Here is a 14,648-nt window from a genome sequence, read left to right as displayed (position 1 = left end):
GCGCCGGCGGGCCGCGCGGCTCGCCGGACCCGATTTCCGGACCGGCGGTCAGAACAGGCGCGGGGCGGAGCCGAGCGCGAAGCCGTTGGCCGTGACCGCGCCGTCGCGCATCTCCACGCTGATCCGGCGGGCGCCCTCGGCGCCCTCCACGGGCTTTCCGAAGATCATGAAGGCGGTGCCGAGCGCGCCGAGCTGGGCCGCGAGGGGCTTGCCGGCGGAGACCTGCCTGGTCAGCCAGGCGAGGCCGGTGCCGACCACGTCGAGGTTGCCGGCAAGGCTGCCGCCGTCGTCGGCCCGCGCCGTGCCGCTCGCCTCCAGGCGCGTCTCGCCCACGTCGAGGGCGATCTGGGTGATGCCGATCTCCCCGCCCGCCGCCGTCCAGGCCCGGAAGCTTTCCGGCGAGCCGTCGATCAGTCCCGCCTGGCGGACCACCATGGAGGCGCCGGCGTCCGCCTCCGCCGGCAGCAGGTCCGCGGCGCCCGCGGTCAGGTTGGCGGCGGTGAGCACGACGGCGAATTCCAGGCTCTCCGGGGCGTTCGCCTGGGGCGACAGGTGCGCCTCGCCATGGCGAGCCGTGAGCCGCCCGATGGTGCGCTCCAAGACGGTGCCGTTGACCGCGAGGTCCCGCGCCTCCACGGACACGCGGCCGAGCCGGCCTTCGGCCATGCGCACGCTGGCGCGCATCTCGGCGAAGGTGGCGTCCACGTGGGACCCGTCCGGGGCGGTCAGCGTCACCGGCGCGGCGATCCGGACCACCGTCAGGTCGGGATCCACCACCGCGCCGTTCGCCTCCAGCCGCTCGGCTCGGATGATGCTGCCGTCCGGCAGGCGCACGCTCGGGTCGGCGCAGTCCACCGAGATCCGGAACGGCCACCCGCCCACGGCCCGCTCCGGACAGGTCACCGTCACGCCGTCGGCGGCGAGGTCGGCGATCGACCGGTCGAGCCCGGCCACCACCTGGTCGCGCACCTTCGTCCAGGCATAGGTCCATCCTGCGACGACGAGGGCGACGAGGAGAAGGAGGCTGACGACGTTGCGGCGCATGCTCGATCCGGAAGTCTGAAAAGGCGAGGGCTCCCTGTCGATCCCATCCGTGTGGCGGCGTCAAGGCGCATCGGCGCCCTTGCGGCACCGGGGCCGGGTCTGCTACCGCGCTCACGAACCGGTGGGGCGCTCGGGCGATGGACGACGGGATGTGGGTGTTCGGCTACGGGTCCCTGATGTGGAACCCGGGATTTCCCCACAGCCGGGTCGAGCCGGCGCTCCTGAAGGGCGCGCATCGGTCCCTCTGCGTCTACTCCTACGTCCACCGCGGCACGCCCGAACGACCGGGCCTGGTGTTCGGGCTCGACCGGGGCGGGGCCTGCCGGGGCCTGGCGTTCCGGGTGGAGCCGGAGGACCGGGAGGCGACGCTCGCCTATCTGCGCGCCCGCGAGCAGGTGACCTCCGTCTACATCGAGGCGACCCGGCCGGTGCGTCTCGCCGGCGGCGCGATTGTGGAGGCGGTGACCTACGTGGTGGACCGCCGGCACCCGCAATATGCGGGCCGGCTCGACCATGACGAGCAGCTCCGCCTGGTCCGCGCGGGCGTCGGGCGGTCGGGCCCCAACCCGGACTACGTGCGCTCCACGGCCGCGCACCTCCTGGACCTCGGCATCCGCGACAACCGGGTGGAGCGGCTGGTAGCGGAGCTGGCGTGACGACCGATCAGGCGGCCGGCACGGCGCCGGCGGCGCGCAGCGCCTCCACCCGGGCGGCGGCGGCGGGCGGCAGGCGCATGCCCTCGTCGGCGGCCTTCACGAGCAGGCGGTCGGATTCGGTCTCGATGGTCGCCTGCAGGCGCTCGAACGCCTCGCGCGGGTCGAGGCCGGGCGGGATCGGCGGCAGGAATTCCATCGTGATGGTGCCCGGCCGCTGCCAGGGCGCGCGGCGCGCCCAGACGACGCCGGAGTTGAGCGCGACGGGCACGATCGGCACGCCGAGATCCCGGTAGAGGTGGGCGACGCCGAACTTGTAGCGCGGCTCGGCCCCGGCCTCCCGTCGGGTGCCTTCCGGGAAGATGATGATCTGGCGGCCGTTCGCCATGGCCGTCTTCGCCGCCTCCGTCATGCCGGCGAGGGCCTGCGCGCCGCGGCCCCGGTCCACCGGGATCATGCCGGCGACGGCCGCCCACCAGCCGAACAGCGGGATCCAGATCAGCTCCCGCTTCAGGATGAAGGCGAAGTTCGGCACGAACGGCAGGAGCGCCATGGTCTCCCAGGCGGACTGGTGCTTCGCCGCGATGATGCAGGGGCCGTCCGGGATGTTCTGAAGGCCGATGACCTCGTGGCGCACGCCGAGCACGGCCCGATGGACCGCCATGACGCTGGCGCCCCAGGCGCGCGCGACCGCCATCACGGCCTTCTGGCCGAACGGCAGCACGAAGGGCGTGCCGAGGACGAGTGCCGTAAAGGTGCCGAGGTAGAAGAGGGTGTAGAAGACGAGGGACCGGATGACCATCGAGCGTCCGCGGCGTTGCAGATGAGGCGGCGGCGCGACGGGACGACCGCTCGCGCCGGTCAGCGTCCGAGTGCCGCGAGGCGGGCCGGCATGCCGTCGGCCGTCGCGAACGCCAGGCGCGCCCGGGTGGCCATATACTTCAGGTATTCCTCCAGGAGAAGCGTCAAGGTCTCCCGGCTGCCGTACCAGTGCTCCAGGCCCAGCCGGTCGCGCGCCACCGGATAGGGCTTCAGGTCCACTTCCGGCATGGTGGAGGAGAGTTCGGCGAGCGAGCGCGGCATGTGGTAGGCGCTCGTCACCACGATCAGCGACTGGAACCCGTGGCGCCGGGCCCACTTGGCCGCCTCCTCGGCGTTGCCGATGGTGTTGGCGGCCCGGCGGTCGAGATCCACGCAGCAGTCGAACAGGCTCGGGCCGGCGTCGAGCACCTTGCCGATCTGCCGGGCGCTCGTCTCCGGATGGACGCCGGAGATGAGCAGGCGCCGGGCGTGGCCGCCGGCGAGGAGGTCGATGGCGCCGGCGATGCGCTCGGCGCCGCCGGTCAGCACCACGATGCCGTCCGCGTCGATCGGGGCGGTCGCGGCGAGGCGGGAGACGGTCTGGGCGAAGCTGAGGAAGCCGCCCGCCGCCATGCCGGTGCCGAACAGGCCGAGGCAGACGAGCGTCACGGCCGCGTGCCGCACCCAGGGCGGCAGGCCCGTGTCGCCGGGCGCGCCCTGGCGATCCGGCGCCGGGCGGGCGGCGTCGGCCGGTCGGTCCTCGCGCGGGTCGGCCAAGGCGGACATGGGGCTCGGCTTCATGGCGGGATCATTCTATGGGATTGCGGCGTCCGGGCGGCAAGCGTTTTCGCCATGGTTCCGGCCTCAGTCGATGGACGCCAGCGAGCGGTGGACGGCGAGGCGCGACGTCGCCGCCGTCAACACAGCGACGCCGACCACCAGCAGCAGAACCGCCCCGTAGCCGAAGAGCCCGATGCTGAGGCCGCCGAGCAGCGTGTCGATCTGGTCCGCCCCGGGCAGGCCGCTGGACCGGCGCACCACCATGCCGAGGACCGCGAAGATCGCCAGGGCGAGGACGCCGCCGATCGCCCCGCCCTTGACGCCGAGGAGCAGGAAGTGGCGCTGGAATTCGCCCGCGATGAAGCGGTGCTCGGCGCCGCAGAAGTGCAGCACCTCGATGATCTGCCGGTTGCCCGCCATGGCGGCCCGGGTGGCGAACACCACCGACAGCACCATGGCGACGAGCACCAGCACCAGGACGCCGACGCCGATCGCCACCATGGAGGTCGCCATGGCGCGCAGGCGGTCCACCCAGGCGGCGTGGTCGTCCAGGCTGCCGCCCGCGATCTCGCGCTCCACCGCGGCGGCGAGGTCCACCACCCGGAAGGCGGAGGGGTCGCCCACGGTCACCACCACGAGACGCGGCACCGGCAGTGCGCCGAGGTCCACCCCCGCGCCGAGCCAGGGCTCCAGGAGCCGGCGCGTCTCCTCGTCGGACAGGGCGCGCGCGCCGGCGACGCCGGGGAACTCGGAGGCGAGCGCCGCCGCCTCGGAGAGTTCCGCCGCGATGTCCACGCCGTCGACGGGGCGGACCTCGATGGTCACCTCCCGGCCGATGTCCGACTGCCAGGCGCGCGCGGCGTCGTCCACCATGGTGACGGCGCCGATGGTGAGGCTGGCCAGGAAGGTCATGATGGCGATGACGAGGGTCAGCGCCCGGCCGGCGATGGTCTGCGGCGGCACGATGGGCGTCTGGCCGGTGCGCGGGAAGCCGGGCTCGCGCCGGCGCGGCGGGGCGCGCTCCGGGGCCGGCGCGGCGGCTTCGGCCCCGGCATCGGCGTCGGGCGGCGGAGCGGCCGGAGGGGCGGGCGAGCGGCGTTTCGACCGGCTCATTCGTAGATCTCCAGTCGGCCGTCCATGAGCACCAGCCGGCGGGCGTCCACCTGCTCCATGAGGGCGATGTCGTGGGTGGCGATCACCACGGCGGTGCCGAGCCGGTTCATCTCGACGAACAGGCGCAGGAGGCGACGGGCGAGCGGCGGGTCCACGTTGCCGGTGGGCTCGTCGGCGAGAAGGATCTCCGGCTTGGTGATGAGCGCCCGGGCGATGGCGGCGCGCTGCTTCTCGCCGCCGGACAGGATGGGCGGCAGCACGTGCATGCGCTCGCCGAGCCCCACCCACTTCAGGAGTTCCACCACGTCCGCCCGGTAGGTCGCCTCCTCGTAGCCGAGCACCCGGTAGGGGAGGGCCACGTTCTCGTAGGTGGTCAGGTGGTCGAGGAGGCGGAAGTCCTGGAACACGACGCCGATCCGCCGGCGCAGCTTGGGCAGTTCCCGCGGGTCGATGCGCGTCGTCTCGCGCCCGAAGATGCGGATGAGGCCGCGGGTCGGCTTGAGGGCGAGGAACAGGAGGCGCAGAAGCGTGGTCTTGCCGGCGCCGGACGGGCCGGTCAGGAACTGCATGGAATGGGGCTCGACCTCGAAGGTGAGATCGCTCAGCACCTCCGGTCCCATTCCATACCTCAGGCCCACATTCTCGAACCGGATCACGTCCAACTCCTCGCCGATCGGCACCTGACGACGACGCGCCGCGGCCGGAAAGGATGGTGGGATGTCGATCTTAACGTTTCATTAAACATCTGAGCGTCCGCTAGGGGTGCGGCGGGGAGAGCGGCGGCTTCCCGTCGCAACTGATTCGCCCGTCCGGTTGTCCTGCCTCGTCGGGCGGGGCGGCGCCGGGACGTCAACGATCCGGTGCCATGAAGATCAGGTGTCCCTCGTGCGAGTCGACCTACCAGCTGGCCGACGGCGCTCTCGGAGCGACCGGCCGGAAGGTTCGCTGCACCCGATGCGGCACGATATGGCGAGCGATGCCGGGGATGGAAGACCCCTTCGAGCCGGAGGCCGGCTCCGAGGGCCAGCCCGAGGGCGCCAGCGACGAGGAGGTGGACGCCTGGCGCCGCGCCCTGGAGGAGGACGAGCCCACCACGCCATCCGACGCCGGCACGGGCCTGCCGGCGGAAGGCGGCGAGCTGGAGGCGGTCGACCCGGCGGGCACCAACGTGGTGCCGTTCCGGGCTGAGGAGCCCGAGGTGGACGACCGCGAGGCCGCGCCCACCATCGAGGCGAGCCCGGCCGGTTTCGTGGAAACCGCCGATCGGCCCCGTCGGCCGATCCGGGCGAAGAAGCCGGTGAAGAAGGCGAAGGCGGGTCCGTCCGCCGTCCTGTCGGCGGCGGTGCTGACGATCGCGGGCGGCATCGTGGTCGGGACCATCGCGGGGGCCTTCTTGGCGCGGGAGACGGCGGTGCGGCTCGTGCCGGACCTCGCCGGCCTCTATGCGCTGGCGGGCCTCGAGGTGAACCTGCGCGGCCTGGAGTTCGGGCCGGTGGAGACGCGTCGCGAGATGGACGGGGCGACGCCGGTTCTGGTGGTGGACGGCAGCGTCCGCAACGTGACGGAGGGCGCGCGCCCGGTGGCGCGGATCCGGTTCGGCCTCATCAGTTCGACGGGGCGCGAACTCTACGCCTGGACCATGGAGCCGGCGAAGTCCACCCTGGACCCGGGCGAGACGATGCCGTTCAAGAGCCGCCTGCCCGCGCCGCCGGAAGCGGCGAGCACGGTGAGCGTGCGGTTCTCCGACGCGCCGCCCGGCTGAGGCAGGCCCGCGGGGGCTTTCAGGAGTTCGGATGACGAAGAGGATCGAGGTTCTTTTTTCCGAGGAGGTGATCGCCGAGACGGTGGGGTCGCTGGCGCGCGCCGTCGCGGCGCCGCGTCCGGACGATCTCCTGGTGGTGGCGATCCTGAAGGGCAGCTTCATGTTCGCGGCGGACCTTCTGCGGGCGCTGCACCGGGAAGGTCTCGCCCCGCAGGTGGAGTTCATGATGCTGTCGAGCTATGGCGCCGGCACCGTGTCGTCCGGCTCGGTCCGCATCGTCAGGGACATCGACACGGACGTGCGCGGCCGCCAGGTGCTGCTGGTGGACGACATCCTGGAATCCGGCCGCACGCTCGCCTTCGCCAGGGCGCTGATGGCCGAACGGGGCGCCGCCTCCGTGAAGGTGGCGGTGCTGCTCGACAAGCCGGGAAAGCGGCAGGCGGCGTGTGAAGCGGACCACGTGGGCTTCGTCTGCCCGGACAAGTTCGTGGTCGGGTACGGAATGGACGCGGCGCATCAGTGGCGCCAGCTGCCCTTCGTCGGGGTCGTCGTGGACGACGCCGACAAGGCGGCGTGACGGTCAAGAGGATCGATACGATGGCCAACATCCTTCTCACCGAAGACGACGACTCGGTCCGGGCCTTCGTCCGCCGGGCGCTGGAGCTGGACGGTCATACGGTGACCACCGCCGAGGACGGCGGCATGGCGCTGGAGATCCTGACCGCCGAGAAGGGGCGGTTCGATCTCCTCCTCTCCGACATCATGATGCCGGTGATGGACGGGATCGCGCTCGCCATGGCGGCCGCCCGCGACTTTCCCGAACTCACCATCCTGTTGATGACCGGCTACGCCGAGCAGCGCGAGCGCGCCCACGGGCTCGACCAGCTGGTCCACGACGTGCTGTCGAAGCCGTTCAGCCTCGCCGAGATCCGGCGGGCGGTGGACATGGCGCTTGCCGGCGTGCGGCCGGGCGACCAGCGGCTCGCCGGCTGAGCGCGGACTTCGATCCTCTCCTGACCACCTGAACGGAGAAAGGCCGGCGGAGGGCGTCCGCCGGCCGTTCGCTCAGTCTCGTCCCGGAGGCGCCGAGCCCGGCGGCCTGTCCGGTCAGAACGGGTTCAGGAGCCGCTGCAGGTAGTCGAGCTCGATGGTCGGGCGGGTCGGCTCGGAGAAGCGGCGGCGCAGCTCCTCCAGGATGCGGCGGGCGCGCTGAACCTCGATCTCGCCGGGCACCTTCACGCTGTCGCCGAAGTCCGGGCCCTCCTGGCGCTGGGGCCGGCCGAGGGGGTCCTCCGCGTAGTCGCGCTGGCCGCCGCGGCCCTGGCCCTGGCCCTCCTGGTTGCCCATCTGCTCGGCCAGCTGCTGGGCGCCCTGGCGGAGCTGGTCCAGCGCCTGGCCCTGCTGGCCGAGCGCGCTCTCGCTCTCGCCCTGGCCGAGGGACTGCTGGGCCTCGCCCATGGACTTGCCGGCCTCGCCCAGCTGTTCGCCGGGCTGCATGCCCTCCTGCTGCATCTGGCCCATCATCTCCTCCAGACGCTTCTGGAGGTCGGCCTGGCCCTGCTGGAGGCGCTGCATGGCCTCGGCCTGCTCCTCCGGCGTCATGGGCTGGCCGTCCTTGCCCTGCTGGCGGCCGTCCGGAGACATGTTGAACGTCTCGTTCATCAGCTCCTGCTGACGGCGGATCATGTCCGCGAGCTCGTTCATCATCTGGTTCATCGGCCCCTGCTGGCCCTGCTGCTGGTTCTGCTGGCCCTGCTGGGGCCGCGCCATCTGGAGGTTCTCCAGCATCTGGTCCAGCTGGCTGAGGAGCTGCTCGGCCGCCTCCCGGTCGCCGAGCTTGGACAGCTCCTCGATCCGGTCGATCATCTTCTGGAAGTCCTCCGGAGAGACCTCCTGGGCGTTCTGCTGCTGTTGCGGCGACATCTCCTGGGCGAGCGACGGATCGTTCCGCATCTGCTCCTGGAGGGCCTGCATATACTCCTCCATCGCCTTGCGGAGCTCTTCCGTCAGGCGGGCGATCTCCTCCGGCGGAGCGCCGTTCTGGAGCGCGTCGCGCAGCGCCTCGCGGGCCTCGCGCAGGCGCTGCTCGGCGAGCGACGCGTCGCCGCCGTCGATGGCGAGCGCCATCTCCCACATGAGGTCGAGGGCGCTCCGGAGGTCGTCGTCCGTGCGGGCGTTGGTGAGGCGGCTGTGCAGGACCGCGAGGCCCACGTGGATCGACGCGTCCTCCACGAAGGCCGGCGATCGATCGATCACCGTGCCGACCACGTCCGACACGTAGTCCTGGGCGTTGGCGTCGAGCGCCAGCACGCGCCGCTGCTCCACCAGCATGCGGGCGACCGGGTTGCGGAACGGCCGGGGCGGCACGACCACGTCGATCGGATCGGAGACGCCCACCTTGCCGGCGTCGTCCCGCGCCTCCAGGCGGAGCGCCACGGTGGCGCCCGCCCAGGGGTGGGCGGAAAGGTCGCGGAAGGTCTCCGCCACGGGCTTCTCGGCGCCTTTGCGGGGCAGGGCGAGCGGCATCTCGGGAGCGCCGACCAGGGGCCGGGGCTCATCCGACGAAGGCGAGAGGGCCGTGCGCGGGTCCTCGAAGATCGCCCGCGCGCCCGCCACCCGAAAGTCGTCCACCACCTCGTAGGCGAGCCGGAAGGCGCCCTTCACGGTGGCGGCCGGATCCTCGACGGAGCGGATGGTCGGCGGCAGGTCCGGGCTGACGTTGAAGTGGAACGCGCGCAGCGCCTCGTCGGCGGCCGTGAGGTCCACGGTACCGGAGTTCGTCAGGGTGTACTCGAAGGCGGTCGGCCGGATGATGCCGTCGTCGGGACGGCCGGTCGCCCGCTCGGCCGGAGCGGCGCCCTCGATCGGCTGGGCGTCGGTGCCGCCGGCCGGCACGAAGCGGGCCGTCGGGCCCTCCACGCCGTTGACGCGGAGCGCCAGCACGCTGCCCTCCGGGATCTGCAGGGGGTTCTCGGCGCTCGCCACCGGCGGGGGAGCGGCGGACGGGTCGGCCGCGGTGGCCGGGCCGGCCGCCTGGGCGGTGGTGAGGTAGATGGGCGCCCGCCCGGTGTAGCCCGGCGGCGTCACCCATGCGTCGATCCGCACCGGGGAAGGCGGCGGCTCGGGCAGGCTGAAGGCGCTCGCGATCGGCGACCAGGGATCGTTGCGGGCGGCCACGAGGCCGACCACGAACAGGAGGAAGACGGCGGCCCGGAACGCATAGGGGTCGCGCCGGTCCATGCGCGGCGACGGCGCGCGCACCTGGACTGCGGAGAGCGAGCTCGCCACCCGCCGACGATGGGCGCGCCAGAGCGCATCCGACACGGCGTCGCCGCCGCCCGTCGCGCGGCTGTCCGCCAGCGTCGCGAGCGGATGGTGCTCGAAGCCGCTGTCCCGCTCCAGCCGGCCGAGCGCCTCGGACCGGCCCGGCAGGCGGATGCGGGCGAGGTGGACGAGGGCGGCCAGGAAGGCGAGGCTGAACAGCGCCACGAGGGCGAGCCGGACCACCGGCCCGACGCTTTCGAAGACGCCGAGCCACGCGAGCGCCGCGAAGGTCGCCGCGATGGCGACAGCCGGCAGGAGCCGCGGCCAGATCCGTTCCCAGATCAGCGAGCCCCTGGCGAGCCTGGTCTTGTGGGAGAGAGCCGCGAGCGGATCGGTTTCCGGTCCGGGCCTTGCCGATGGTTCAGTGTGCAACGGATCCGCCACCCGGATGTCCTTCAGCGCTGGAGCGTCCCCCGATCCCCGTCCGAAGATAGCACAGGCGCGCGTTTCGCCAAGCGCGGCGGGTCGCGGGCGGACTCACAGTCCCGTGTGCCGCCGGGCGGACGGGCCGCTCAGGCGAGCCAGGGCGGCAGGGTGTCGAGGCCGATCAGGTCCTCGTAGGTGGGCCGCGGGCGCACCACGTGGAAGGCGTCGCCGTCCACCAGCACCTCCGGCACCAGGAGGCGCGTGTTGTAGGTGCCGGCCTGGACCGCCCCGTAGGCGCCGGCCGAGAAGACCGCCAGGAGCTCGCCCTCCTCCGTCACCGGAAGGGAGCGGCCGAGGGCGAGATAGTCGCCGGTCTCGCAGACCGGGCCGACCACGTCGGCGGTGATGCGCGCGGCGCCGGGCGCGCGCTCCAGGACCGGGCGCACCTCGTGGTGGGCTTCGTAGAGGGTGGGGCGGATGAGGTCGTTCATGCCGGCGTCCACGATCACGAACGTCTTGGACGCGCCCGCCTTCACGTAGACCACCTCGGTGACCAGGATGCCGGCGTTGCCGACGATCAGCCGGCCGGGTTCGAACAGCACCTCGCAGCCGAGCGCCTCCACGTGCCGGCGCACCACGTCCGCGTAGGCGCGCGGGTCCGGCGGCGGTGCGTTGTCGTCCCGGTATGGGATGCCAAGGCCGCCGCCGAGGTCGATGTGGTCGATGCCATGGCCGTCGGCCCTCAGCCGCCCGATCAGTTCGCCGAGCCGGCCGAACGCCGCGTCGAACGGTCCGAGCTCGGTGATCTGGGAGCCGATGTGCATGTCGATGCCGGTCACCCGGATGCCCGGCAGGCCGGCCGCGTGGGCGTAGACCCGCGGCGCATCCACCCACGGAATGCCGAACTTGTTCTCCGACTTGCCGGTGGAGATCTTGGCGTGGGTCCTGGCGTCCACGTCCGGGTTGATGCGCAGGGACACGGGCGCGACGACGCCCTTGCCGGTCGCCACCCTGGAAAGGCGCTCGAGCTCCGGCTCGCTCTCCACGTTGAAGCACTTGATGCCCGCGTCGAGCGCGAAGGCCATCTCGCGGGCGGTCTTGGCGACGCCGGAGAAGACCACCTTGTGGGCCGGGATGCCGGCCGCGAGCGCCCGCCGCAGCTCGCCCTCGGACACCACGTCGGCACCCGCGCCGAGGCGCGCCAGGGTGGCGATCACCGCCTGGTTGGAGTTCGCCTTCATGGCGTAGAAGACCTGCGCCGGCATGCCCGAGAAGGCTTCGGAGAACACCCGGTAGTGCCGGGTCAGGGTCGCCGTGGAATAGACGTAGAAGGGCGTGCCGACCGCCTCGGCGATCCGCGGGACCGGGACGTCCTCGGCGTGGAGGACGCCGTCACGATAGGCGAAATGGTGCACGGCGGTCGGTCTCCGGTCGGCGGCGCGGCGGGCCGCTGACGGTGAGGGATCAGGTCAGATGAGGGGGTCGAGGACGAAGGGCCGGTCCGGCTTCGGCGGGGCGGCCGGGTCCGGGCCGCCGACCGCCGCGCCCAAGAGCGAGGCCGGCGTGGCGTCCCGCTGGGGCAGTCCGCCCGGCGGCTCCAGGTCGCCCTTGCGGCCGCAGGCGGAGAGGGCGGTCACGACGGCGGCGGCGAGCACGACCGCGCGGGTGAGGGTCGACAGGCGGGGTTTCGGCATGGCTGGGTCCGGCGCTGGGGGAGAGGGGAGGCGGCAAGGTCGCCGGTCAGGATGCCGATGGATCCGCCTCCGCCGCAAGGGCCGCGGCCCAGCGGGCCGCCTGCTCGCGCACGTTGGCCGGGGCGGTGCCGCCGTGGCTGACGCGGCTTTCCACGGACCGGTCGACGCCGAGCACGGAGAAGACGTCCTCGGTGATGCCCGCGTGGGCGGACCGCATCTCCTCCAGGGTGACCTCCTCCAGGCCGACGCCGCGCGCCGAGGCGATCGCCACGATGCGGCCGGTGACGTGGTGCGCCTCGCGGAACGGGATGCCGAGCACACGGACGAGCCAGTCGGCGAGGTCCGTGGCGGTGGCGTAGCCGGAGCCGGCGGCCGCGCGCATGCGCTCTGCGTTGGCGGTCATGTCCCGCACCATGCCGGTGGTCGCCGCGATGGCGAGGGAGAGCGTCTCCAGGGCGTCGAAGATCTGCTCCTTATCTTCCTGCATGTCCTTCTGGTAGGTGAGGGGCAGCCCCTTCATCACCACCATGAGGGCCGTCATGTCGCCCATGATGCGGCCGGTCTTCGCCCGGACGAGCTCGGCGGCGTCCGGATTGCGCTTCTGCGGCATGATGGACGAGCCGGTGGAGAAGGCGTCGCTCAGCCGGATGAAGCCGAACTGGGCGGACGACCAGATGACGATCTCCTCGGCGAAGCGCGACAGGTGGATGGCGCAGATGGAGGCGGCGCTCATGGCCTCCAGGGCGAAGTCGCGGTCGGACACGCTGTCGAGGGAATTGGCGGTCGGCCGGTCGAAACCGAGGGCCGCGGCCGTCATGTGCCGGTCGATCGGGAAGGAGGTGCCGGCGAGGGCGGCGGCGCCGAGCGGCGACTCGTTGAGGCGCGCGCGCGCGTCGCGGATCCGGCCGCGGTCGCGGGCGAGCATCTCCACATAGGCCATCAGGTGGTGGCCGAAGGTGACCGGCTGGGCGGACTGCAGGTGGGTGAAGCCGGGCATCACCGTGCCGGCGTGCTCCTCGGCCCGCGTCACCAGGGCGCGCATCAGGTCGGCGAGCTGGCCGTCGATGTGGTCGAGGGTGTCGCGCACCCAGAGCTTCACATCCAGCGCAACCTGGTCGTTGCGCGACCGGGCGGTGTGAAGCCGGCCGGCGGCGGGGCCGATCAGCTCGGCGAGACGGGACTCCACGTTCATGTGGATGTCCTCCAGCGCTCGCGAGAAGGTGAAGCGGCCTTCGTCGATCTCCGCCTTGATGCGGTCGAGCCCTTCGGCGATTGTCGCCGCGTCCTCGGCGGAGATGATGCCGCGGGCGGCCAGCATGGCGGCGTGCGCCTTCGATCCCCGGATGTCCTGAGCGTAGAGCTTCTGGTCGAACCCGATGGAGGCGTTGATCTCCTCCATGATGGCGGCGGGGCCGGTTTCGAAGCGGCCGCCCCACATGCGGTTGCTCATGTCTTTTGGAACTCCGGAGGTCGACGAGACAGTCATGGCCGAGACATCCCGCCGAGGCGGATCGCTGAAGATCGCGGCCGTGGCCGCTTTCGCCGGACTCCTCGCGGGGCTCGCAGGCGTATACGTGACCGGATGGGGGGCTGGCAACGAGGAAGCCCGGGCCTGCGCCGGCGCGACCGACGTCGCCGGCCGGCTGAAGCCGCTCGCGGTCGGCGAGGTGGCGGCCTTCCTGCCGGCCGACGAGCCCGCGGACGTGACCTCGGTGGCGTTCAAGGATCCGTCCGGCGCGCCGGTCACGATCGGATCCTTCGCCGGCCGGACCGTGCTCCTGAACCTCTGGGCCACCTGGTGCGCGCCGTGCCGCAAGGAGATGCCGGCGCTCAACCGGCTGCAGGCCGCCCACGGGTCGGACCGCTTCGAGGTGGTGGCGGTCAACATCGACATCGGCGACCCGGCGAAGGCGTCCACCTTCCTCACCGAGACAGGCATCACGGCCCTGAAGGACTGGCGCGACCCCACGATGGCGAGCTTCAACGCCCTGAAGGCCAAGGGCCTCGCCTTCGGCATGCCGACCACGCTCCTCATCGACCCGAACGGCTGCCAGGTGGGCGCCCTGCACGGCCCGGCGGAATGGGACTCGCCGGACGCGGTCCGCCTCATCGAGGCGGCGCTCGCCGGGTGAGGGGCGGCGCGTCGGTTCGCCGACGGGAGGCGGCCGTCCGGAAACGGTTCGCGGCCGAGGCCCGACGATCGGTCGGCGGACGGGGATCGGGACCGTGGTGCCGGATATGGGGCGTGGCGGCTGGAGACCGATCGGCCGTGTCGGGGATCGGCGAGCGGACGATCCGCCCGTAAATCACTGTGCCGTCCGGCGGGCCGGGACCTTCGCTCTTGGACGGTGGCGGCGTCAGCCGAACTGGAAGCCGGCCTGGCGGGCCTTGCCGCGGATCCAATCGGCGAAGCGACCGAGCTGGTCCTCGTCGCGCGGGGCGAGGCGGCCGATGGTCATGGCGCGTCGCTCGGACGGCGACATGGCCAGGAAGCGGGCCCGCGCATCGGCGTAGGAATAGCCCTGGACCCGGACGGCGACGGTCTCGCCGTTGTGCTTGAACGAGATGAGATAGTCTTCCGGCTGGGTCAGATCTGTCGGCACGGGCTCGCCTCGTCTCTTGCCGGGTGTTGCGGTTCATCCAGACGTCGCGTGCGACAGTCTGAAGCGCGGTCCGGCTACGGTTCAAATTCCGGCCGATTTGGTTAATCGCTGGTTAACGGCGCAACCCAGGGGCCACAACCTGCGATCAAATCAGCAGCACGTGACACAGACTGTGCGATATCGCCGTGCGAGAGGCAACAGAAATCGTCAAAAATGACAATTGAGCGATGCCAAGCGCCGCCTGAGGCCGGTCAGACCGTCCTGTCGAATGCCTGGCCCATGCCGGCCGGCGGCGCGGCCTGCAGCCCCTCCGACAGGAGCGAGACGACGCTCTCGCCCTGCTTCAGGGCTTGACGGGTCATCTCCGTCGACACCGCCGAACGGGTGGTTTCCGCCTTGGCGGCGACCAGGAAGGCGGCGATGGCGGCAACGTCCATGACGGGTCCTCGGATGGGCTCGGCCCGCATCCTGGCGCCAACGTCGTCAAGGCGGAGTTAATGGCGCCCGA

General features: G+C 72.1%; 16 protein-coding genes and 1 pseudogene. 6 read left to right on the top strand and 11 right to left on the bottom strand.

Annotation, left to right across the window (positions count from 1 at the left end):
• Nucleotides 1-48 precede the first annotated feature (48 nt).
• On the bottom strand, nt 49-1,044 hold the full coding sequence (locus HND91_RS00740; protein WP_181704604.1) for a DUF2125 domain-containing protein: 996 nt from the start codon (nt 1,042-1,044) through the stop codon (nt 49-51).
• Between the two features lie 137 nt (nt 1,045-1,181).
• On the opposite strand from HND91_RS00740, the gene HND91_RS00735 reads away from it, so the two are divergent.
• Entirely contained in the window at nt 1,182-1,700 is a 519-nt protein-coding gene (locus HND91_RS00735; protein WP_181704603.1) for a gamma-glutamylcyclotransferase, read from the top strand.
• Between the two features lie 7 nt (nt 1,701-1,707).
• On the opposite strand, the gene HND91_RS00730 is transcribed toward HND91_RS00735, so the two are convergent.
• From HND91_RS00730 to ftsE, 4 genes are all read right to left on the bottom strand, one after another.
• Nucleotides 1,708-2,499 carry a lysophospholipid acyltransferase family protein gene (locus HND91_RS00730; protein WP_181704602.1) on the bottom strand — a complete coding sequence of 264 codons (792 nt, stop codon included), beginning with the start codon at nt 2,497-2,499 and terminating at the stop codon, nt 1,708-1,710.
• A gap of 59 nt (nt 2,500-2,558) precedes the next feature.
• Nucleotides 2,559-3,284, bottom strand: coding sequence for a YdcF family protein (locus tag HND91_RS00725; RefSeq protein WP_210272525.1), 726 nt, complete (start codon nt 3,282-3,284; stop codon nt 2,559-2,561).
• 78 nt (nt 3,285-3,362) lie between these two features.
• The gene (locus tag HND91_RS00720; protein ID WP_181704601.1) at nt 3,363-4,391 is read right to left on the bottom strand and encodes a cell division protein FtsX; all 1,029 of its coding nucleotides are present in this window, start codon (nt 4,389-4,391) and stop codon (nt 3,363-3,365) included.
• A complete protein-coding gene (gene ftsE, locus HND91_RS00715) occupies nt 4,388-5,047 on the bottom strand; it encodes a cell division ATP-binding protein FtsE (protein ID WP_181704600.1) in 660 nt (219 codons plus the stop codon). The genes HND91_RS00720 and ftsE overlap by 4 nt, the downstream gene beginning before the upstream one ends.
• A 209-nt stretch (nt 5,048-5,256) precedes the next feature.
• On the opposite strand from ftsE, the pseudogene HND91_RS23315 reads away from it, so the two are divergent.
• The 4 genes and pseudogenes from HND91_RS23315 to HND91_RS00700 all read left to right on the top strand — a co-directional run.
• Nucleotides 5,257-5,355 (top strand): annotated as a pseudogene (locus tag HND91_RS23315) (zinc-ribbon domain-containing protein); the annotation flags it as partial.
• A gap of 21 nt (nt 5,356-5,376) precedes the next feature.
• Entirely contained in the window at nt 5,377-6,153 is a 777-nt protein-coding gene (locus tag HND91_RS00710) for a hypothetical protein (protein WP_246329234.1), read from the top strand.
• A gap of 31 nt (nt 6,154-6,184) precedes the next feature.
• Nucleotides 6,185-6,730, top strand: coding sequence for a hypoxanthine phosphoribosyltransferase (gene hpt / locus HND91_RS00705; protein ID WP_181704598.1), 546 nt, complete (start codon nt 6,185-6,187; stop codon nt 6,728-6,730).
• A 20-nt stretch (nt 6,731-6,750) separates the two neighbouring features.
• Nucleotides 6,751-7,146 carry a response regulator gene (locus HND91_RS00700; protein ID WP_181704597.1) on the top strand — a complete coding sequence of 132 codons (396 nt, stop codon included), beginning with the start codon at nt 6,751-6,753 and terminating at the stop codon, nt 7,144-7,146.
• A gap of 114 nt (nt 7,147-7,260) precedes the next feature.
• Here the strand turns inward: HND91_RS00700 and HND91_RS00695 are convergent, their stop codons facing one another.
• From HND91_RS00695 to argH, 4 genes are all read right to left on the bottom strand, one after another.
• Entirely contained in the window at nt 7,261-9,861 is a 2,601-nt protein-coding gene (locus HND91_RS00695; RefSeq protein WP_181704596.1) for a TIGR02302 family protein, read from the bottom strand.
• 128 nt (nt 9,862-9,989) lie between these two features.
• The gene (gene lysA / locus HND91_RS00690; RefSeq protein ID WP_181704595.1) at nt 9,990-11,258 is read right to left on the bottom strand and encodes a diaminopimelate decarboxylase; all 1,269 of its coding nucleotides are present in this window, start codon (nt 11,256-11,258) and stop codon (nt 9,990-9,992) included.
• Nucleotides 11,259-11,312: 54 nt separating this feature from the next.
• Nucleotides 11,313-11,537 carry an LPS translocon maturation chaperone LptM gene (gene lptM, locus HND91_RS00685; RefSeq protein WP_181704594.1) on the bottom strand — a complete coding sequence of 75 codons (225 nt, stop codon included), beginning with the start codon at nt 11,535-11,537 and terminating at the stop codon, nt 11,313-11,315.
• 46 nt (nt 11,538-11,583) lie between these two features.
• Nucleotides 11,584-12,987: an argininosuccinate lyase gene (argH, locus tag HND91_RS00680; protein WP_181704593.1), complete on the bottom strand. Its 1,404-nt coding sequence runs from the start codon at nt 12,985-12,987 to the stop codon at nt 11,584-11,586.
• 34 nt (nt 12,988-13,021) lie between these two features.
• Between argH and tlpA the strand changes: the two genes are divergently transcribed.
• Nucleotides 13,022-13,669 (top strand): thiol:disulfide interchange protein TlpA, encoded by a 648-nt coding sequence (gene tlpA, locus HND91_RS00675; protein WP_181704592.1) that lies wholly within the window; start codon nt 13,022-13,024, stop codon nt 13,667-13,669.
• 225 nt (nt 13,670-13,894) lie between these two features.
• Here tlpA and HND91_RS00670 read toward each other — a convergent pair whose 3' ends face one another.
• On the bottom strand, nt 13,895-14,140 hold the full coding sequence (locus tag HND91_RS00670) for a hypothetical protein (protein WP_181704591.1): 246 nt from the start codon (nt 14,138-14,140) through the stop codon (nt 13,895-13,897).
• Between the two features lie 251 nt (nt 14,141-14,391).
• Nucleotides 14,392-14,577, bottom strand: coding sequence for a hypothetical protein (locus HND91_RS00665; protein ID WP_181704590.1), 186 nt, complete (start codon nt 14,575-14,577; stop codon nt 14,392-14,394).
• Between the last annotated feature and the right edge of the window lie 71 nt (nt 14,578-14,648).

Source organism: Chthonobacter rhizosphaerae (assembly GCF_013839525.1).
In the GTDB taxonomy this organism is placed as follows: Bacteria; Pseudomonadota; Alphaproteobacteria; order Rhizobiales; family Pleomorphomonadaceae; genus Chthonobacter; species Chthonobacter rhizosphaerae.
Note: the sequence above shows the minus strand (reverse complement) of the source record. Positions and strands in the feature narration are given on the sequence as shown.